Below are 20,125 nucleotides of genomic sequence, written 5' to 3' on the forward strand. Positions count from 1 at the left end.
TACAGTATATTTGAGTACAAAATCTACTCAAAATGTATCCACAATCTTCAATAAAAAGTCTTACAATAGATGATTTGGTGGAAATTATTGGAGATATACCACAAGAAGAAAATGGATTACATGTTCATTTATCAAAAAATAAGTTTAAAGAAATTCCTATAGGTTATCCTTTTAGAGGTAATTCTTATGCTTTTTTACTAGTAGTTAAGGGAAGTTTAAAAATCCAATTAAATCTACTGAGATATACTATAAAAAATTCAGAGATAATAGTTATAAATCCACAAACGGTTACTCATATTCAAGAAATGAGCAAAAATCTTGAAATAGCAACTATTAGCTTTAATGTTGATTTTATATTGAGAAACTCAATTAACAAAAATGATATTGATACTTTAGACTTTTTTACGGCAAATAGTATCCCCAAGTTAAAATTATCTAAGGAGGATTTAAAAACGTTTATTTCTGTTTCAAAAATTTTAGAAAAAAATAATCGACTTGGAAAAAATAACCCATATAATAATGAGATAATAACTCATAGTTTTAACTTATTAATGTATCATTACGCTTCATTATTAAAGATACAGTTTCCTAATCTAGAAGCAAATTTAACAAGACAGGAAAAATTAGCACTTCGTTTTTTGAAATTGTTAAATGAAAATTTTAAGCAAGAACGAACAGTTCAATTTTATGCAGATATTTTATGTTTAACACCTGGTTATTTGTCTAAGGTTTTAAAAATTATTTCAAAAAAAACAGCAAGTCAATTAATTGATGAAGCGGTAATAATGGAGGCAAAACTACTGTTAAAAAATCAAACCTTATCAATCTCGGAAGTTGCAAACGAGCTTCAATTTAGTGACCAATCTTTCTTTGGTAAATATTTCAAAAAACACACGGGTTACTCACCCTCTAAGTTCAGAGAGATTAAGTTTAAAAGTTAAGTTTTGACCAACAAACTTCCTTAATAGTGCATTTTTTTTATTTTTTTTAATAAAAATAACTGATTTTGACCAATTTTTTCCTTTTGTAGACCTGTTGTAATTATATCAATAATAGGACTTTTGTAACCTATTATTATAAAATTATAGCAATAAATATGAAGCAAATTATCACCTTTACAACTTTGGCTTTATTATTAGTAGGTTGTTCAGAAAAAAAGGAAACTGTAAAAGAAGTTGTGATTCCCAAGGTCACTGTTAAAAAAATTAATTCAACAGTAGAAAAGGAATCCCTAACATATAGTGGAACCATTGAAGCAGATAACACAGTATCTTTAGGTTTCTCAGTTCCCGGTAGAATTTCAAAAGTTTATGTTCAAGAAGGTCAAAAAGTAAACAAAGGGCAGTTACTAGCAACAATAGACCAAACCACCTATAAAAATGCATTTGATATAGCAAATGCAGGCTTAGAACAAGCAAATGATAACTTCAAAAGATTAAATAGTTTATATCAAAAAGGTAGTTTGCCAGAACGCGATTTTATTGCAGTTAAAGTGGCTGTAGCCCAAGCAAACGCAAACAAAAATTTAGCAGCAAAAAATTTAGCAGACACTAAACTTTATGCCCCTTTTTCTGGAATGATTACAGCTAAAATGACAGAAATAGGTGCTACAGCAGCACCTGGTGTTCCTGCTTTTACTGTAATGAAAACAGATAAAGTATATGCTAAGGCTTCTATTACTGAATCTGAAATATCTAAACTCAAAATAGGTACAGACGCTAAAGTTGAAATCTCTTCATTAAATGAAACTTTTAATGGTAAAGTAGCTATTGTAAATCCAAGTGCAGATGCTGTAACCAGAACTTTTAATGTAAAAGTTCGCCTTGACAATAAGGAAGATAAACTATTACCAGGAATGATTAGTAATATAAAAATCAATACAGGTAATACTGTAGATGTTATTACAGTTCCTTCAGAAAGTATTATAAGAGATGCTAACAATATACTATATGTATTTGTCGTAAAGGAAAATCAAGCCATTAAAAAAAGGGTGTCTCTTGGTAGTTTTAAAGGAAATGAAGTAATAGTTACCAAGGGCTTGTCAATAGGTGATTCGGTTGTAATCGCAGGAAACAAAAATTTAAAAGACGGGCAAACAGTGTCTCTATAAAAGAACTGAATAAGATGATGAAAAAAGTAAAAATAAACTTTATAGAGGCTGCAATGAAATACCGTCAGGTAACCATTGTACTTACGATATTGTTAATGATTTTGGGAATATATGCTTTAGCGACTATGGCTCGAAGTGAAGATCCACAAATTACGGTTCGTAAAGGTTTGGTAATAGCAGCATTTCCTGGCGCAGACGAGTTGCAGGTAGAACAACAATTAACCAATCAGATTGAACAGTTTTTATTTGGTTTTGAGGAGGTTAGAAAGGAAAAAACAATTTCTGAAACAAAAGAAGGACAAGTAATTGTAACAGTTGAGTTAAATGAAAATGTAAAAGATACTGATGGTTTTTGGGCGACTTTACAACATGGTTTAAATACCACATTTAGGCAAAATTACACACTTCCTCAAGGAATGATTGGCCCAATAGTAAATAGTGACTTTGGAGACGTAGTTGCACAAATGATAACAGTTTCCGCACCAGGACGCAGTTATGCAGAAATTGAAACGTATTTAGATGAGTTAGAAGATGGTTTAAAAACCATTAACGAAACATCAAAAATAAAACGTTATGGAGGACAAAAACAGCAGATTTACGTAACGGTACAAGACGAAAAAATGAAACAATATGGTTTCGATTTTTCAACTATTGCTCAAGTTATTCAAATGCAAAATAATACTGGATATTCTGGTGGTATTACTTTAGAAGATTCTGAGGTCTCTGTTTTTGCCAAAAATCAATATAAAAATGAAGCTGATTTAGGTAATCAAATTGTGTATAGTAGTCCAGATGGTAAAGTGGTTCGCTTAAAAGATGTGGCATCTATTGAACGTCGTTACGAAGAAGTGTCAAGCTTTATTAAAGTTGATGATCAAAAAGTAATGATGTTAACTGTAGAGATGCAACCAGGTAATAACATCGTCCAATTTGGAGAGAAAATAACAGAAAAAATCAATGAAGTAAAAAAACAATTACCTCAAGATGTTCAAGTTACTACTATTGTAGATCAGCCTTCAGTTGTAAAAGGAAGTATTAGCCACTTTATGCTAGAATTTGTTATTGCAATTGTAGCAGTAATTATTGTGGTAATTCTGTTATTACCATTCAGGGTGGCAATAGTTTCGGCAGTGGCATGTCCTATAGCTATTGTTATAACATTTGGAGTTTTAAATGTTATTGGTATAGAAATTCATCAGGTAACATTAGCAGCCTTAATTATAGTATTGGGTATGGTAGTGGATAATGCCATTGTAGTTGTAGATAATTACATTGAAAAATTAGATGAAGGAGAAGATAGATGGACAGCTGCTTGGCAAAGTGCTACTCAATTAATGGTGCCAATTTTTACAGCAACCATGGCAATTATTTTTGCTTTCTTACCATTAGCTTTTTTCTTAAATGGCTTAGCTAAGGAATTTATACAAGCTTTACCTATTGCTGTTGCTGTTGCACTATTTGCTTCGTTGTTAGTAGCATTATTGTTAACACCATATATGTGCTATGTCTTTATAAAAAAAGGATTAAAACACAAGGTAAGTGATGGAGATAAAAAAAGTATGTTAGATAGGTTGCAGCATGTATTTAACAATGCACTAGATTATAGCTTTAGATGGCCAAAAGCAACATTATTTATTGGTTTTTTATCTGTTGTATTAGCAGTTTTAGTAGCAATGGGATTAGAGCAGGAATTGTTTCCAACTGCAGAAAGAAATCAGTTTAACATAGAAGTTTGGTTACCTAATGGAGGAAATTTAAAACAAACGGAAGATGTAGTAACACGTGTTGAGAATGAAATAAAACAAGATGAAAGAGTTTTGGGTGTAGCTAGTTTTGTTGGTACTAGTTCCCCAAGATTTCATTCTACGTATGCACCAGAATTTCCTCGTAAAAACTTTGCCCAAATATTTATAACTACAACAGGTAAAGAAGCCACACAAGAATTGGCAGATGAGTACATTAAAAAATTCGAAGGTTTTGTTCCAGATGGTTATATACGTATAAGACAACTTTCAATGAAAGAAACACCGGCACCTGTTGAAGTAAGAATTGTAGGTGAGGATTTAATTAAACAAAAACAAGTAGCTGAGCAAGTAAAAACAATTTTAGAAGAAGCAAAAGGTACAAACTGGGTAAGAACATCGTATCAAGATGATTATTATGGAGTAAAAGTAAATTTAAATGACGATAAGGCAAATCGTTTAGGAGTAACAAATGCAATGGTTTCGCAAACTTTGGGAGCAGGCTTAAAAGGGTATCCAGTTTCTACGTTATATGAGGGAGATAAAGCTATTGATATTCTTTTGCGTTTTGACGCTGAAAACCGTGAAAACTTTAACGATTTAGGAGCTTTAAACATACCTACAGTATTTGGCACAAAAGTGCCTTTAAGAGAAGTGGCAGACATTACACCTGAGTGGCATACAGGAGCTATCACACATAGAAATGGTTTAAGAACATTAACGGTTAGAGCTGAAGCGCAATTGGGCATAAAAGCTGCAACAATTCAAAATGACATTATGCCTAAAATTAATGCATTACAATTACCAGAAGGCATATCAATCAACTATGGAGGTGAGTACGAAAGCACCAATGAAACTGCACCACACATGATGGCTTCTTTAGGTATAAGTTTAATTCTCATCTTTTTAGTGCTTTTATTTCAATTTAAGGATTTTACAAAAGTATTAATTGTTTTAGCAACATTTCCGTTGAGTTTATTAGGAGCATTCTTGGGGCTGTTACTTACAGGGAATCCAATTGGTTTTACGGCCTTTATGGGAATTATTAGTCTAATTGGTATCGTAGTAAGAAACGGAATTATTTTGGTGGATTATGCAGATGAATTGGTATTAGAACACGGTTATACCGTAAAAGCAGCAGCTAAAGCTTCAGGTAAAAGACGAATGCGTCCAATCTTTTTAACATCTGCAGCAGCAGCTATTGGTGTGGTTCCAATGATAGTGGGTAAATCACCGCTATGGGCACCTTTAGGAAGTGTATTAGCAGTTGGTTTAATAGTTTCTATGGTATTAACCTTATTTATAGTACCTATACTCTATTACAAATTTGTTAATCCTCAACCAGATGAAGTACATCCTCATCCTAATGCAGAAGTATTTGAAACCATCTTGTATAAACCTAAAAAGAAGAGTAGAACACTTCGCAAATTAGAAGTGATGAAGCATAAATTAAAAAAACGAATCAAGAAATAAATAAGAATACTATAGGACTACTGTTTTAAAAGATTAATAGCAATAATCCCTCTTTTTATATAAAGCAGTAGTTTCTATAGTTCTTTTAGAAAAACTTAAAACAAATTATGAGTACATATAAATATACGCTATCAATAGTTTTTTTGTTGGTTTTCACCACTTTTCACCAGGCTATAGCCCAAGATAGGTTGTTGAGTTTAGAAGAAGCAAAATCATTGGCCTTATCTAATAATAAAAAAATTAAAAAAGCAGATAAGACCATTGAAGCAGCCAAAGCTGCGAAGTCATCGGTTTATGCATCAGACAAACCCTTCGTAGAAGCAAGTGGTATGGGAGTTCATGTTGGCGACCCATTAAATACATTACTGCCAGAGTTTTTCGCAAACGCCTCTTTAGGAGTTACTCAAGTAATTTATGCGGGTGGTAAAATAAACACGGCTAAACAAATGAGTTCTACAGCAGTGGATTTGTATACTTCACAAAAAGAACTAACAGATAGCGAAGTGCTTTTAAATGTTGAAACAACGTATTGGCAAATAATAAATGTAAAAAGCAAAGTAGAGTTAGCTAATAAATATAAAGCGTTATTAACAGAATTATTAAAGGATTTAACTAACTCATACAATGCCGGTATTATATATAAAAACGATGTTTTACGTGTACAAGTACAATTAAACCAGGCAGAACTAGATTTAACAAAGGCAAAAGATGGGCTTAAACTGCTAAAACTGAAGATGGCACAATTAACAGGTATGCCCAACATAGATTTTTTAGTAAAGGATACTATTAGTAATGATGTTATTTTATTAGATGAAGTTTCACAATCAACAGCAATTGATAATAGACCAGAAATAAAAATGCTTAAAAAAGCTGTTGAAATTGAAGAGTTACAATCTAAAATTTTAGAAGCTGACAGAAAGCCAACAATTGGACTTAATGTAAGCGGAATCTATGCTAATGGCAAACAAATTAATTTCACAGATGGAAGTAATGATTTAACCTCTTACTACGGTTTGTTAAATGTCAATATACCCATATTTGATTGGGGAAGCAGAAAGAAAAAAGTGAAGGAACAAGAATTCAAAGTCGAAGCACAAAAATTAGAATTGGAAGAAACCGAAGAATTATTGTCACTTCAAATTCAAAATGCCTATTTAGAGCTTCAACAGGCAATACAAAAAGTTGAAATTACAGAAAAATCGTTACAACAAGCTGATGAAAATTTAAGATTAAATCAAGATCGCTTTGATGTTGGAACCGTAACGGGAAAAGATGTTTTGGAAGCGCAAGTGCTTTGGCAGCAAGCATATTCAGACGTTATTGATGCTATAGCAAATTATCGAATAAGTGAAGCCAATTATAAAAAAGCAATTGGAGATTTTAAATAAAAAAAGATTAACCTTAAAAAATAAACAAAATGGAAAAAAAATCACAAAAACCAATTAGAGTAAGAATAGCTGAAAAGCTAATAAAAGATCAACAAGAATTAGACCGTTTAGCGGTTCAAGTTTCTCTTGGTAAAGCAGAAATGAATGATGAATTTAAAAAGGCAAAAGCAGATTTAAAGAAAAATATTCATGAAGTTAAAATTGAACTAGCTCACGAACTTAAAGAAACAGAGGTGTTTATAAAAAACAATTTAGAAAAAATTGAAGAACACTTAGATGAAGATGTTACTTATTCAAAAGAAGCTTTTGAAACGCAAAAGAAAAATATTGTTAATGCTATTAATGATGCGAAGAAAAGTATTAAAAATAGCCCTCAAACTAAAAGAACAAATCAATTATTTAATGCTATTTCTCAAAAATCCAAGTTACAACTAGAACTTTTGGAAAAAAACATATCAGGAAAAAAAGTTGAACTAACACAAGAATATAAGAATAGTATGGAAGCAGCTACCGAAAAATTCAAAGAATTTGCTTCAAAACTTGATGAGGAAAAAGAACAGGCTACAGAAAAGTTGGACAACTTTAAAAAAGAAGTATCACAATCTTACAAACATTTAAAAAAAGCGTTTAAGTCTCTATAATAAAAAACAATCCTTGTCATTAAAACGTCAAGGGTTGTTTTAAAATAATAAAATGAGTAAACTAGGTTTAGCACTTTCTGGAGGCGGTATTCGTGGTATGGCACATCTTGGCGTGTTACAGTATTTAACAGAGTTAGGCATAAAACCTTCTGTTATTTCTGGTACAAGCGCAGGTGCTTTAGTTGGAGCATTTTATGCAGCAGGCTTTGAGCCTAAACAAATTTTTAAAATAGGAAAATCTGAAAAATTCTTTAATTATTCAAGCCTATTTAAACGACAAGGTGTAGGATTATTTTCAACAGATATATTCGAGAATATAATTAAAAAACATATTGCTCAGGAAACGTTGGAGTCATTAGAAATTCCATTATTTATCACAGCAACAGATTTGAATAACGGAAAATTAAAAATTTTTAATGAAGGTTCATTAGCCACAGCTGTAAAAGCTTCTTGTTGTGTACCATTGGTTTTTCAACCTGTTTTATTTGAAGGAATCTACCTTAGTGATGGTGGTATTTTAAATAATTTTCCTGTAAATATTTTAGAAGGTAAAGTCGATAAAATTATTGGCGTCAATGTAAATCGCATAAACACCATAGAAGGTAAAATAGGTTATAAACAAATTATTGAAAGAACAGTTCAAATAGCAATTGGCAACTCTGTAGAAACTCAAAAATATAAATGCGATGTATATATAGAACCACCAAGTATTAGAGACTATGGAATTTTCGATTTCAAAAAAGCAGATGAAATATACCAGACTGGGTATGTTTATGCTAAAGAAAAAAAGAATGAATTGTTACGTTTCCTTGATTAATTTATTTTCTATTGAAAACAAACAAATAGAATTTTGTATGAAAACTTTTTTTTCTTTTTTCTTTTGCTTTTTTATTAATTCCATCCTCTTTTCACAGGAAAATTACCCGGTACCTGAAAAAACAGCATCAAGACTTTTTTATATACAACATAGTAATAACTATAATACTTATGTATATGATGCAAATATGGAAGGAGATTTTATTAGCACTGAGAATCCAATTAATGAGTATAGAATAGTCTATACAGAAGACGGTGCTAAAAAACCATTGAATAAAATTCAAAAGCAATTTGCTTACGGAATGATTACGAAATTAATTGCGCCAAATCTTATAGAAATGCATTTGGCAGCATCATCAAAGTTAAAATTCTATCTCACTTTTAGTGATAAAGAAAAACCTAGAGTTTATGTAACTATAAACAAGTGTAAACTATACTTAGATAGCATGTTTGTTCAACTTAAAGAAGGTTCAACTTCCCTAAAAACAAAAGCTAAATATGTTTTGTTCTCAGGAAAAGATTTTATTACCGGCGAAAATGTAGTAGAAAAATTAATAGTAAAATAACTTCAAAATTCTATGAAGTTATCTAAGACATAATAACAAAACCATATGATAGAATTTTACAACAACTATAAGCAGTCCATTTTTTATATGTTTATCGTAATTGCTGTGGTGGTGTTTTTACGTTTTTTAACAAAATTATTGCACAATAAACTTGAAAAGCTAGCGCTTAAAAAATACCCTAATGAAGACCCAAAAACAATCCATTTAACCAAACGTATTTTAAATGCACTTTGGATCGTCTTAGGGATTATGGCTCTTGCTTTTATTTTTATCGATGAAGAACATTATAAGACGGCCACAACCAATTTTTTCCTTGTCTTGTATTTGGGTGTTATTGCAGTGCTAACCCTAGTAATAGCCTCTTTTGTGCAATTATGGTTTTCTAAAAAAATAAAAGAAAAGACAGCACAACAACAAGATGCTACAAGTTATAAGTTTTTAAGGTATGTAGCAATTGTTTGTGTTTACTTTCTTGGAACATTATTAGCAATACTAGCTTTTCCATCATTAAGAGATATAGCTCAAACCGTTTTAAGTGGAGCAGGTATTATTGCTATTATAGCTGGAGTTGCTTCTCAAGAAGCACTAGCAAACCTTATAGGCGGTTTTTTTATTGTTTCGTTTAAGCCTTTTAAGATAGGAGATATTATTAAGGTAGATCAAACCATGATAGGTACCGTTACCGACATTACATTGCGCCATACTGTAATTAGAGATTATGAAAATAAGATGATAGTAATTCCTAATGCCATTATAAACAAAGAAAAATTAGTCAATTATGATTTAGGGGAACGCAAGTGTTGTCAATGGATTGAAATAGGTATTTCTTATGACAGCGACATCGATTTGGCAAAACATATCATAAGAGAAGAATGTGAAAGCCATCCATATTTGATAGACAATAGAAGTGAATTAGATAAATATAATAATGAAAAAAAAGTAAAGGTACGTGTTATTGGTTTAAATGATTCTGAGGTTACTTTAAGAGCTTGGGCTTGGGCAAACAATTTTGAAGAAGCATTTGCAATGAAATGTGATCTCTACGAAAGTGTTAAAAAACGTTTTGATAAAGAAGGTATAGAAATACCGTTTCCACATCGCACTTTGGTTTTTAAAGATAAGGTCTCACAAACAACACAAAGCTCAAGTTAAATCTATAATAGGCAAAACAAAACATATAAATCATAATGGGAAATAATACTAATAAAATAACTAGAACTATTAAAATAGCTTCGGTACTCTCAAAATATGGATTCGAAGATATTATTTCACATAGTAGTATCGACAAGATAATACCTAAGAAATTTATTCATGCAAATGAAAAAATAGATAGAATAAAATCACTTTCTGTTTATGCACGTATTAGAATGGCTATTTCAGATTTGGGACCAACTTATATAAAATTAGGGCAATTATTTAGTGATAGAGATGATTTATTACCCTCTGAACTTACCGCAGAATTAAAAAAACTTCAAAATAATGCTGGCGAAGATTTTATAAATGTAAGAGAAAAAATAGGTAAAGAATTACAAATTAACCCAGATGATTTTTTTGAATCTATAGATGAAAAACCTTTTGCAACAGCTTCAATATCCCAAGTTTTTAAAGCGCAATTAAAAACAGGAGAAAAAGTAGTCTTAAAAATAAAAAGAGAAAAAATTCAAGAAACAATAGAAGCAGATCTTTTAATAATGAAAGACCTTGCCAAAATACTCGAAAACTATAATGCAGAAAGTAAGAAGATAAATTTATATAAAATTGTTCATACGTTTGAAAAATCAATCCATACAGAACTTTCATTCTTGCAAGAATTCGATAATATTGAACGCTTCAGAAAAGATTTTCAAGAAGATGAAAACTTGTATGTGCATAAAACATTTAAGCATTTGTCTAATAATAATATTCTGTGTTTAGAATTTATAGAAGGCATTAAGATTACGGACATATCTTCACTAGAAAATCAAGGGTTTGATACTAATCAAGTAGCTATGGTAGGCTTTGATATGTATATGCAACAAGTATTAAAGAATGGTTATTTTCATGCAGACCCACATCCAGGAAACATTTTTGTAACATACAAAGGAGAGATTTCTTTTATAGATTTTGGTATTATGGGAAGGTTAATGCCTTCAGATATCGAGCATATCGAAGATTTCTTACAATATCTTATAAATAAGGATGCTAAAAAATTAATATCTACGCTAAAAAAAATAGCGGTATCATATTCTGTAAAAAATCAAAAACAATTAGAACGAGATGTTTATCAAATTTTTGAAATTGTGGATGAGTCTTCATTAAATAATATTGATTTAACCGTAATTATAAAAAAATTAAAAGAAATATTTAAACAAAATGAAGTAGAGTTTCCTGATTACGTTTATCTTTTAATGAAAGGGATTGCATTAATTGAAGGGATTGGTAGAAAATTAAACCCAAATATTAATGTTTATCAAATAATAGAACCATATGCTATTGAAGTTATCCAAAAAAAACTTTCCCCAAAATATAACTTTTTTAAAGGTATAAAAAGACTACAAAATGTTTCAGAACTTCTAGGGGATTTACCTAATGAAATACAATCTCTAGTTCACAAAATTAAAGAGAACGATATAGAAGTATCGCACAAGATAAAAGGTATTGAGTTAGTTGCAAGTACAGTAGATCGTCTAGTAATAGCAATAATTTTAGCAGCACTTTCAATTGGTTCTGCAATACTAGTATTAGCAGACATGCCCCCTAAAATTTACAACATACCTGTTCTAGGTTTTTTAGGTTTTACAATTTCATTATTTCTAGGGATATACATAGTTATTTCAATGTTGAAAAAGGGTAAATCATCGGTTTAATATTGTATATATCTTATGAAAGTAAATACCAACATATCTCAAATAGTAAATAACATTAAGGATTATACTTTTGAAATTATAGATAAAGAATCTGATAAAAATTTATACACTACAATTAGTAGAGTGTATAGGATTGAAAAAAATATCAACACAATAATTAAAGAGGATAAAATTGAAAATATTGATATAGATTGTTTATACCTAGCTAATTATGTGTTAAACATAGAACAAGCCACTACAAAAGCTAATACATTAAATTTTAAGGACAGCGAAACATCAATAAATGAAATATTAGATAGTCTTAGATTAAAATTCAAATTAAATAGTGAAACTGTAAATAGAGTAAAGACAATTATTATAGAATCATTTCCTTTTAATGAAACAAAATTATTAGAGTCTAAAATCATTTCAGATGCTAACATCATGGATTTTGCTGGCAATCAAGGAAGAGATAGGTTAAAAAAAATGTATGAGCAGATGATTTTAAAAGATTTTAAACTATCTAAAAGCAATTGGTACGATACGCTTATAGGTATTTTAGATGCTTATAGAATAACTACCCATTTTGGTCAAACCCATGTACAGCCATCAATAGATAAGCTTTACAAATCTTTAAGAAAAGAAAGAAAGGATCACAAAAATCATACAAATTTAATTTTACAAAAAGAGTTAAAAATTAGTGATCAAGAAATTAAAAAGTTAAAAAAAGATATAGGTAAAATTAAGGGTAGAGATGATAGAGGCATTCAAACTTTATTCAGAAATACCTCAAGAAACCATTACACCTTAAATAAGATGGTAGATGGAAAAGCACGTATAATGATTACGATAAACTCAATTATACTATCTCTAATATTAGGAGGTATTATAGGTAAATCTTCTAATGAAGTAGTTTTAAATATTCCTTCAATCATTTTTGCGGTAACTAATTTAATATCCATAGCATTTGCTATTATTTCTATAACACCTAATAAAACACAAGGAAACTTTACCGAAGAAGATATAAGAAGTAAAAAAGGAAACTTACTCTATTTCGGAAACTTTCATAACATGCATTATCGTGATTTTGAATGGGCTTTTTTACAGCTCTTACAAGATAAAGATTATTTGTACACATCAATGATCAAAGATTTCTACTATCAAGGTCAAATCTTGCAAGTAAAAAACAAGCTAATTAGAATATCTCTGTATTCATTTCTAATAGGTTTGGTAGCAGCAATAGCCTCTCATTTTATTATCCATTGGTTATGATTTATATGCAAGCAAGACAAATTCTTTAAAAATTTTAAATATGAAGAAAAATAGTAAAAATATCATTTTATAACATTTTAATAACAAGGGTTTTAGTTGCAAAATATACTTCTTAAATATTAAACACCTTTAAATTACACTCTACTATATGCTTTACAAAATATCATATATATTTTCACTTCTTCCGTTAAGACTATTGTATTTGATATCTGATGCCTGTTATTATTTGTTGTATCATGTTGTGAAATACCGTAGAAAAACAGTATCAGAAAACATTAAGCATTCATTTACCACTCTAAACAAAAAAGAAAGGCTAATTATTGAGAAAAAATTTTACAGAAATTTCTGCGATAATTTTATAGAAACATTAAAACTATTGTCGATATCAAAAGAAGAATTGCATAGCAGGATCTCTGTAGATTACTCTGAATTAATAAACATAAAATCTCAAAATAAAAATTGCCATATTTATTTAGGACATCAGTTTAATTGGGAATGGGCGAATTTGCATATTTCAAGTGTATTAGAAGACAATGTTATAGTTGCCTATAAACCTATAAAAAATAAAAAATTTAATAGCTTAATGAAGAAAATGAGGAGCCGATTTGGTTCAAAATTGGTTTCATCAAAAACATTAAAACGAGAGATTGAAAAATTCAAGGACAATCCACATGTATTAGTTTTAGTTGCAGACCAAACCCCAAAAATTTCAATAAAAAGTTATTGGACAAATTTTTTAAACCAAAAAACAGCCTTTTTAAGCGGAGCTGAACTTTATACGGCATCAAACAAAACCACTTCTTTTTTTGCAAACATTATTCGTTTAGATAGAGGTTATTACAAATTTGTTATAACACCTCTTTTTAATTTTTCAGAACAATATCAAGTTGGATTAATTACACAATTCTATGCCAAAAAATTAGAAGAATCAATAAATAAAAACCCCGAAAACTACCTCTGGAGTCATAGACGTTGGAAACGAAAATATAAAGATGAATATAAAAGACGATGGATTGGAAATTTATCATAACAAAAAAATAGAGTATGGCTTTTAAAAGAAAAAAAATGATTTTAGAACAGTCTGCCAATATGTTTTTTAATTATGGAATCCAGCATATTACAATGGATGATATTGCAAAAAAATGCGGTGTGTCTAAAAAAACAATTTATAAATATTTTGAAAATAAAGACGATTTATTACATCAAGTTATAGAATTACAAATAAAAGAGCTGAAAAAAGAAATTTTTGAAAACAAACAAATAAGCAAAAATGCATTACAAGAATTAATACTTTTTTTTGATTATATAAATGAACTTTCTTTTAACATATCTGCTTCATTTGGCAAAGAATTAAAAAAATACTATCCAACAATTTTCTTAGAAGTTGTTAAACACAAAAATATTATAGTAATACCTTTTCTTAGAGAAAATATCATTAAGGGTAAACAAGAAGGGTATTATAAAATGGATATAAACACAGAAGAAATTTGTGAATCTTTTAATGATATTTCTAAAATCATTTTTTTGGATGGTTTTTTCTACAATCCAGGAACAAAGCAAAATACGCTTAAGTTTTTAAACTCATTGTTTTTACATAGGTTGGTGTCGGTAAAAGGATTAGAAATGTTAAATGAGTTTAATAAAAATAAAACTATTTGAGTTCAAAAATAAATAACCTACTAACTAATCTTAATGATCAATTAAACTTCATAGATTTAGAAATCGATAATCAATCTACTCGATGTGAAAAAGCAATAGAAATCATTCTAAAAACTATAGACTCATTAAGAGGCGTTTTGTTAAAAACAAAGTTTAAAACAGATGCAGAAGAGATAAAATTCTTTAAAGAAATTAAACCTCAATTCACTTCTAAACTAATATACTATAACACAATTTTCAAAATCGAAATGAAAAGACCTAATGGAGGAAACAGAATTGTAAAAAAGTATTATAACAATGAATTGGTTAAACTAAAAGCATTTTTTGATAACGAATTGGAGTTTTATAAATACTACCGTTCAGGTAGTACTTACCTAGATCATAAATACTTTTTACGTAGCAAGTTCGACATTAAAATGTCGTTATCTAGCTACTACTTTGAAGCAGATACAAACTTTTCAACCTCACATGATTATAAAGTAGCTAAGATACTAGCCAACGATTTAATTCAATTGTATTTAGAAAATAATTTAGTATTAATTGGTAATAAAGACAATGGCGAAAAATCACAACGCAAACCGAACTTGAAAATGATTTGGACAAGCCCAAAAGTAGCCTTAATTGAGCTGGTTTATGCATTACACACAGAAGGTGTCTTTAATAATGGTGCTGCTGATTTAAAAGATATTGCAGAATATTTTGAACATATTTTTGAAATAGATTTAGGGCAATACCGTCGTACATTCCTTGAAATTAGGACTCGGAAAGCCGATAGAGCAAAATTTCTTACCACATTAAATAAAGGATTGCTAAAACGAATGGAAGATACTGATGAAGGGATTTAGGTAAAATCGTTCACAACACAATCCCCGTTGTGAATAAACTTAACTAATCTACTTCATATTTGCCAAACGAAAGTCAAATCACATTAATAGCTACTGCTGCGAATGTTATGTTCAAAGCGGTAGCTATTTTAAACTAAAAACTTTACTATGGCAGCAACAATTATCACTACCGAAGATCTTCGAGAGTTTAAAGAAGAATTACTGGAAGATATTAAAGCAATCATTAACCACCAATCAGGTTTTGCACCTAAAAAATGGCTCAAATCACCAGAAGTAAGAGACCTTTTAAGTATCTCACCAGGAACATTACAAAATCTTCGCATAAATGGTACATTACCATACACAAAAGTCGGTGGAGTCATCTATTACGACTACGAAGAAATCCTTAAAGTAATGGAAGAAAACCGCATTCATAATAAGTTTTAATTCCCGCAAAGGCGGGAATCTCATTAATGCTAACTTAAACTGTCACCTTGAGCGCAGTCGAAAGGTTGTTTCAGTATCTCATAAAAATGAAAGGTAACGTCACTTCGAGTGATTTTGTTTCACAAAATTGTATCGAGAAGTCAACTTATGCAAGAAATAAATTACATCAAACATCTCAACGCAGTTTTCAGTCAATTTTCTAAAGACAGTCGATTAAACCCAACCCACATAAGCCTATACATAGCCTTATTTCAGTTATGGAATTTAAACCGATTTTTAGAAGAGTTCTTTATAAACCGTGATGAGGTTATGCAATTATCTAAAATAGGTTCAAAATCTACCTATCACAGATGCATCAAGGAATTAAACCATTGGAAATATATCGTGTATTTCCCATCTCACAATCCGTATAGAGGGAGCAAAATTAAGATGCTCAAATTTGGGACAAGTACTGGACAAGTAGTGGGACACAACTCTACTCAAATCGAGACAAGTACTGGACAAGCACTGGTACCTATATATAAACATATACAAACTATAGAAAACATAAACAGTAATAAACAGAAAAATTTAAAAAAATTAGATTTTAACGATTCTGAAAATGATTTAAAACAAAATAGTAGTGTCCCAAATATGGACAACCTTAAGACAACTAAAAATAAAAACTACAACGAACCTCTTTGACACATTGTGTCATCCTGAACTTGTTTCAGGATCTCATCGTCATTACGAACAAAGTGAAGCAATCTCATAAATACAAGTATGAACACAAATCAACCTCACATAATCATCGAAAAAGGAGTCCAATACAAACTTGGCGAGTTAAAAGACAATTGTATTCAGTATGATTTCAAAAGCATACTCATTTACCTCGATGCAAAAGGAAAGTTGTTATTTGGCAAAAACTTCAAGATTTATGAAGAAGATGAAGTTGTGCTTTATAAACTATGCATTTATTTCATTCGTGATTTTGAAGCCTGTGCAAAATTAAATATAGACCCCAACAAAGGGATTTTATTATCGGGTCCTGTTGGTTGTGGTAAAACCAGTTTAATGAAACTTTTGAGGCACATTGTACCGCACCAAAAATCCTACGAACTAATTCCAGCAAGAAACATCACGTTTGCTTTCAACAATATTGGCTACAAAACCATTCAAGAATATGGAAGTAGTAATTTCTATTGCTTTGATGATTTAGGAGTAGAAACAACTGGAAGACATTTTGGTAAAGACTGTAATGTTATGGGCGAAATCCTTTTATCTCGTTACGATTTGTTTGTAAGAACCTGTCACCCCGAGCGCAGTCGAGGGGTCAAAACCCACGCAACTACAAACTTAAACGCCCAAGAATTGGAAGAACGTTACGGGAACAGAGTACGTTCCAGAATGCGACAACTATTCAATTTGATTGCTTTTGATAAGGAAAGTAAAGACAAAAGAACCTGATACAAAGTCGCATACCCAATAAAAAAACCTAAAAGTCGTTAGAATTACGACTTCTATATGAATTTTGTAGATTTGTAAAATATATGGAGATAACAAAAGATTTAAATCAAATTAGGAGTTTAGCTCAAATTTTTTCTACCGCTAATTTTAAAAAAATAGTGAGAGACGAAGATTATTTTGATACATTTTATCGTGTCGATAGATATACAAAAGTCAAAGAGAGTACTACTAATCTTCAGGTTTTAAATCAAATTTACAAATCCTTACTTCGCAATTATAAAAATGAGTATGTTTATAAGAACATTCTTATCAATAAGCTTTTATTGAGAAAATATAGTTTGAAAAGCACTATAGCATTAAATGAATTTAAAATAGGTAATTCAATTGCTGACTTTGTTCTTTTAAACGGTGAAGCTCGTATATATGAAATCAAAACTGAACTTGATGGTCTGGAAAAGTTAGATAAACAGTTATCTGATTACGAAAAATTTGCAGATAAAATCTATATAGTTACAAGCTCAAAGCATATACCAAACCTATTAATGAAATATTATAATTCTAATATTGGTATAATTGAGTTAACTCAACGAAATGCACTAAAAACTGTAAAAGAAGCTAAAAAAAACACCTTTACTTTCAAGCACGATGCTCTTTTCAAGACATTACGAAAAGATGAATACATTAGTTTGATGAGATCTTATTTTAAATTTGTGCCTGATGTTCCTAATACCCAAATTTTTAGAGAATGTCTTAAGATGTCAAAAAAAATAGATATTTTAGAATTTCAAAAATTAGTTGTACAAAAATTAAAATATAGGAACATTTCTAATCCGGAAGTTTTTAAAGAAAGACAAATCCCAGAATCGCTTAAGCATATTTGTTATTCTTTGGATTTTTCAGATATTGAATACCAACAATTAGAATATTTCTTATCACAAAAAAGCAAAGTATGTATTTCCCATATGTCAGAGGTAAACAATTTGAGTTAATCGCATTAAGAGATTTATGTGGCTTATTTCCAAACGATATTTTAAAGACTTCACCAGTAATAGAACCTGTGAAGAGTTCTTCCACATTAAAATCTTCTTTAAAGGAACTGGCTTCTAAAAATGTCAACTTTAATGTTGTTATTAACCCTAGAGTTGGAGATTTAAAAAACAACCGTCAAGTAATAATTGATGTTCTTACTGAAAATCTAAATCATTACAAAAATTATCAATTAGCTGTAATTATCGATGCTTTTTCATCAAGACAATTAGATACTTTAATTCCATTTATTGAGGGTTTAAACCTAGATTATAATGGCGTAACTCTGATTCATAATGCTGAAACAACAACAGAAAACATTGAGTTGTTAAGTTCAAGCCTAAATGTTGTTTATAATTTAATTTACTTCTCTAAAACAAGTAGAAGATATTACCGAGAATTTGAACAAAATACAAGGGTGTCTCTTGATGATTATTTTAAGGAGTTATCTAAAAATGCTGATTATTTAGACCAAGAAAGTAGTTTTTCTGAAGAATACAGATACTATCAAGAAGACGGTTTTGTAGGATTTGGTGACTTTATCACAATAGGTGACAATTATTCTGATTCTGGATTTTTACCAAGAGCTGTAGCAATTCATTTATCCTATATTGATGGCACAGGTAAAATTAAGGTAAAACATTTTGTTTCAGATTCAAATGGTGACACTTCAGATATCGGAGGTAAGTTCGCTGAAGCTTTAGATAAATTAGTGGCTTGGTGTAATCAACAAAACATTCATACCCGAGCGGTAGAAATTTTTAGGGACTTGCAACAAAGAGGTCATTTTCCTGGTCTAGGAACTCTTAAAAAACTATCTGTAATGAACCATATAGAGCTGGTAATTAATAATATATAGTTATGAATTGTTGTGTTAACTGCTTTACCAGTGACTATCTCATTAGTATTATAAATGCAGATGATAGAGTCGGTAATTGTAATTTCTGTAACTCTGTTGATGTATCTATTTTTAAAGCTTCAAAATTAGTTGATTTTTTTAGGAATTTTTTATCACTATATACTGTAGATTCTTATTCTAATTTCGATTTAGCTCAATCATTAAAAAACGATTTTAACTTAATTACAGATAAAGTAACAAATTCTAAAGAACTTTTTCAAGCAATTTTTACTGACGAAATGGAGGAATTTGAAGATTTGTTTAACAATAATGTATCTTCTGAAATTATCAATGAAGAAGTCAAAATTCACAATATTTGGAATGATTTTAAAAAAGAGATTAAATTTTCAAATCGCTACTTTGCTAGTAACTCTATAAATTTTGAAATTCTTAAATCTATTTTATATAGTAGTTTAACCAAAAAAGTTTATCAAGGAGAATTCTATTTTAGGTCTAGAATTTCTGACAAAAAAGGATTCATAAAAGAAAATATGGGGAATCCACCATTACCGGAACTAGCTTCTGCTGGTAGAGCAAACCCAAGAGGTATTTCTTACCTATACATAGCTGATTCTATTGAGACAGCATTATATGAAACAAGAAGTACCATTTTTGATTATGTAACCATAGGTAAGTTTATAGTAAAAGAAGAAATTGAAGTCATCAGTTTTAGAAACATTGCTACTGACCCTATTTATTGGTCAGAAAGAGAAGATATTAAAAATTATATTGAGTATCTACCTTTCATATACACTCTGCAAAAAGAGTTATCTCTACCAATAAGGAAAAAAGATAAATCATTAGACTATATACCTTCTCAATATATTTGTGAATATATAAAATCATTGGGGTTTGATGGTGTTGAATATCAAAGTTCACTATATTCTAGTGGTTACAATTTAGCAATTTTCAATCCTAAAAAATTGGAATGTATTCAAACAGAAGTATATGAGATAGAAGGTATGGATTTGCATCATAAGGTAATAGATTAA

19 protein-coding genes are annotated in these 20,125 nt (G+C 29.9%); all 19 read left to right on the forward strand.

Going from position 1 to position 20,125, the window contains the following annotated elements:
• The first annotated feature begins 32 nt into the window (after positions 1 to 32).
• The 19 genes from ACFSQS_RS09815 (at position 33) to ACFSQS_RS09905 (ending at position 20,125) form a co-directional block, all read left to right on the forward strand.
• Positions 33 to 941, forward strand: coding sequence for a helix-turn-helix domain-containing protein (locus tag ACFSQS_RS09815; protein WP_036124042.1), 909 nt, complete (start codon positions 33 to 35; stop codon positions 939 to 941).
• A 155-nt stretch (positions 942 to 1,096) separates the two neighbouring features.
• Positions 1,097 to 2,110, forward strand: coding sequence for an efflux RND transporter periplasmic adaptor subunit (locus tag ACFSQS_RS09820; RefSeq protein ID WP_388017819.1), 1,014 nt, complete (start codon positions 1,097 to 1,099; stop codon positions 2,108 to 2,110).
• 14 nt (positions 2,111 to 2,124) lie between these two features.
• Positions 2,125 to 5,325 carry an efflux RND transporter permease subunit gene (locus ACFSQS_RS09825; protein WP_388017822.1) on the forward strand — a complete coding sequence of 1,067 codons (3,201 nt, stop codon included), beginning with the start codon at positions 2,125 to 2,127 and terminating at the stop codon, positions 5,323 to 5,325.
• A 107-nt stretch (positions 5,326 to 5,432) separates the two neighbouring features.
• Positions 5,433 to 6,713 (forward strand): TolC family protein, encoded by a 1,281-nt coding sequence (locus tag ACFSQS_RS09830; protein WP_388017825.1) that lies wholly within the window; start codon positions 5,433 to 5,435, stop codon positions 6,711 to 6,713.
• 29 nt (positions 6,714 to 6,742) lie between these two features.
• Positions 6,743 to 7,354: a hypothetical protein gene (locus ACFSQS_RS09835; protein ID WP_336069735.1), complete on the forward strand. Its 612-nt coding sequence runs from the start codon at positions 6,743 to 6,745 to the stop codon at positions 7,352 to 7,354.
• Positions 7,355 to 7,406: 52 nt separating this feature from the next.
• A complete protein-coding gene (locus ACFSQS_RS09840) occupies positions 7,407 to 8,171 on the forward strand; it encodes a patatin-like phospholipase family protein (protein ID WP_036124035.1) in 765 nt (254 codons plus the stop codon).
• Between the two features lie 37 nt (positions 8,172 to 8,208).
• A complete protein-coding gene (locus ACFSQS_RS09845; RefSeq protein WP_036124034.1) occupies positions 8,209 to 8,736 on the forward strand; it encodes a DUF4833 domain-containing protein in 528 nt (175 codons plus the stop codon).
• Positions 8,737 to 8,781: 45 nt separating this feature from the next.
• On the forward strand, positions 8,782 to 9,888 hold the full coding sequence (locus ACFSQS_RS09850) for a mechanosensitive ion channel family protein (protein WP_036124031.1): 1,107 nt from the start codon (positions 8,782 to 8,784) through the stop codon (positions 9,886 to 9,888).
• Between the two features lie 35 nt (positions 9,889 to 9,923).
• Positions 9,924 to 11,582: an ABC1 kinase family protein gene (locus ACFSQS_RS09855; protein WP_388017830.1), complete on the forward strand. Its 1,659-nt coding sequence runs from the start codon at positions 9,924 to 9,926 to the stop codon at positions 11,580 to 11,582.
• A 15-nt stretch (positions 11,583 to 11,597) separates the two neighbouring features.
• The gene (locus tag ACFSQS_RS09860) at positions 11,598 to 12,833 is read left to right on the forward strand and encodes a Pycsar system effector family protein (protein ID WP_388017833.1); all 1,236 of its coding nucleotides are present in this window, start codon (positions 11,598 to 11,600) and stop codon (positions 12,831 to 12,833) included.
• A 148-nt stretch (positions 12,834 to 12,981) separates the two neighbouring features.
• Positions 12,982 to 13,863, forward strand: coding sequence for a lysophospholipid acyltransferase family protein (locus ACFSQS_RS09865; RefSeq protein WP_388017836.1), 882 nt, complete (start codon positions 12,982 to 12,984; stop codon positions 13,861 to 13,863).
• A 14-nt stretch (positions 13,864 to 13,877) separates the two neighbouring features.
• Positions 13,878 to 14,492, forward strand: a complete 615-nt coding sequence (locus tag ACFSQS_RS09870) for a TetR/AcrR family transcriptional regulator (protein ID WP_388017838.1) — start codon at positions 13,878 to 13,880, stop codon at positions 14,490 to 14,492.
• A gap of 137 nt (positions 14,493 to 14,629) precedes the next feature.
• Positions 14,630 to 15,337 carry an RteC domain-containing protein gene (locus ACFSQS_RS09875; protein WP_388018305.1) on the forward strand — a complete coding sequence of 236 codons (708 nt, stop codon included), beginning with the start codon at positions 14,630 to 14,632 and terminating at the stop codon, positions 15,335 to 15,337.
• A gap of 147 nt (positions 15,338 to 15,484) precedes the next feature.
• Positions 15,485 to 15,763 (forward strand): helix-turn-helix domain-containing protein, encoded by a 279-nt coding sequence (locus tag ACFSQS_RS09880; protein ID WP_036124021.1) that lies wholly within the window; start codon positions 15,485 to 15,487, stop codon positions 15,761 to 15,763.
• A 147-nt stretch (positions 15,764 to 15,910) separates the two neighbouring features.
• Positions 15,911 to 16,447 carry a hypothetical protein gene (locus ACFSQS_RS09885; protein WP_036124019.1) on the forward strand — a complete coding sequence of 179 codons (537 nt, stop codon included), beginning with the start codon at positions 15,911 to 15,913 and terminating at the stop codon, positions 16,445 to 16,447.
• A 78-nt stretch (positions 16,448 to 16,525) separates the two neighbouring features.
• Positions 16,526 to 17,209, forward strand: a complete 684-nt coding sequence (locus tag ACFSQS_RS09890; RefSeq protein WP_036124016.1) for an ATPase — start codon at positions 16,526 to 16,528, stop codon at positions 17,207 to 17,209.
• A gap of 83 nt (positions 17,210 to 17,292) precedes the next feature.
• Positions 17,293 to 18,198 carry a sce7726 family protein gene (locus tag ACFSQS_RS09895; RefSeq protein ID WP_388017842.1) on the forward strand — a complete coding sequence of 302 codons (906 nt, stop codon included), beginning with the start codon at positions 17,293 to 17,295 and terminating at the stop codon, positions 18,196 to 18,198.
• Positions 18,159 to 19,094, forward strand: coding sequence for a sce7725 family protein (locus ACFSQS_RS09900; RefSeq protein ID WP_388017845.1), 936 nt, complete (start codon positions 18,159 to 18,161; stop codon positions 19,092 to 19,094). Before ACFSQS_RS09895 ends, ACFSQS_RS09900 begins: the two co-directional genes overlap by 40 nt.
• 2 nt (positions 19,095 to 19,096) lie before the next feature.
• Positions 19,097 to 20,125 (forward strand): RES family NAD+ phosphorylase, encoded by a 1,029-nt coding sequence (locus ACFSQS_RS09905; protein WP_388017848.1) that lies wholly within the window; start codon positions 19,097 to 19,099, stop codon positions 20,123 to 20,125.

Origin of the sequence: Gelatiniphilus marinus, assembly GCF_042684345.1 — a bacterium.
GTDB lineage: Bacteria > Bacteroidota > Bacteroidia > Flavobacteriales > Flavobacteriaceae > Gelatiniphilus > Gelatiniphilus marinus.

Excerpts from the sequence above, each read along its gene's own strand:
- ACFSQS_RS09815 (WP_036124042.1), top strand. The coding sequence starts at position 33 with ATGTATCCACAATCTTCAATAAAAAGTCTTACAATAGATGATTTGGTG.
- ACFSQS_RS09820 (WP_388017819.1), top strand. The coding sequence starts at position 1,097 with ATGAAGCAAATTATCACCTTTACAACTTTGGCTTTATTATTAGTAGGT.
- ACFSQS_RS09825 (WP_388017822.1), top strand. The coding sequence starts at position 2,125 with ATGATGAAAAAAGTAAAAATAAACTTTATAGAGGCTGCAATGAAATAC.
- ACFSQS_RS09830 (WP_388017825.1), top strand. The coding sequence starts at position 5,433 with ATGAGTACATATAAATATACGCTATCAATAGTTTTTTTGTTGGTTTTC.
- ACFSQS_RS09835 (WP_336069735.1), top strand. The coding sequence starts at position 6,743 with ATGGAAAAAAAATCACAAAAACCAATTAGAGTAAGAATAGCTGAAAAG.
- ACFSQS_RS09840 (WP_036124035.1), top strand. The coding sequence starts at position 7,407 with ATGAGTAAACTAGGTTTAGCACTTTCTGGAGGCGGTATTCGTGGTATG.
- ACFSQS_RS09845 (WP_036124034.1), top strand. The coding sequence starts at position 8,209 with ATGAAAACTTTTTTTTCTTTTTTCTTTTGCTTTTTTATTAATTCCATC.
- ACFSQS_RS09850 (WP_036124031.1), top strand. The coding sequence starts at position 8,782 with ATGATAGAATTTTACAACAACTATAAGCAGTCCATTTTTTATATGTTT.
- ACFSQS_RS09855 (WP_388017830.1), top strand. The coding sequence starts at position 9,924 with ATGGGAAATAATACTAATAAAATAACTAGAACTATTAAAATAGCTTCG.
- ACFSQS_RS09860 (WP_388017833.1), top strand. The coding sequence starts at position 11,598 with ATGAAAGTAAATACCAACATATCTCAAATAGTAAATAACATTAAGGAT.
- ACFSQS_RS09865 (WP_388017836.1), top strand. The coding sequence starts at position 12,982 with ATGCTTTACAAAATATCATATATATTTTCACTTCTTCCGTTAAGACTA.
- ACFSQS_RS09870 (WP_388017838.1), top strand. The coding sequence starts at position 13,878 with ATGGCTTTTAAAAGAAAAAAAATGATTTTAGAACAGTCTGCCAATATG.
- ACFSQS_RS09880 (WP_036124021.1), top strand. The coding sequence starts at position 15,485 with ATGGCAGCAACAATTATCACTACCGAAGATCTTCGAGAGTTTAAAGAA.
- ACFSQS_RS09885 (WP_036124019.1), top strand. The coding sequence starts at position 15,911 with ATGCAAGAAATAAATTACATCAAACATCTCAACGCAGTTTTCAGTCAA.
- ACFSQS_RS09890 (WP_036124016.1), top strand. The coding sequence starts at position 16,526 with ATGAACACAAATCAACCTCACATAATCATCGAAAAAGGAGTCCAATAC.
- ACFSQS_RS09895 (WP_388017842.1), top strand. The coding sequence starts at position 17,293 with ATGGAGATAACAAAAGATTTAAATCAAATTAGGAGTTTAGCTCAAATT.
- ACFSQS_RS09900 (WP_388017845.1), top strand. The coding sequence starts at position 18,159 with ATGTATTTCCCATATGTCAGAGGTAAACAATTTGAGTTAATCGCATTA.
- ACFSQS_RS09905 (WP_388017848.1), top strand. The coding sequence starts at position 19,097 with ATGAATTGTTGTGTTAACTGCTTTACCAGTGACTATCTCATTAGTATT.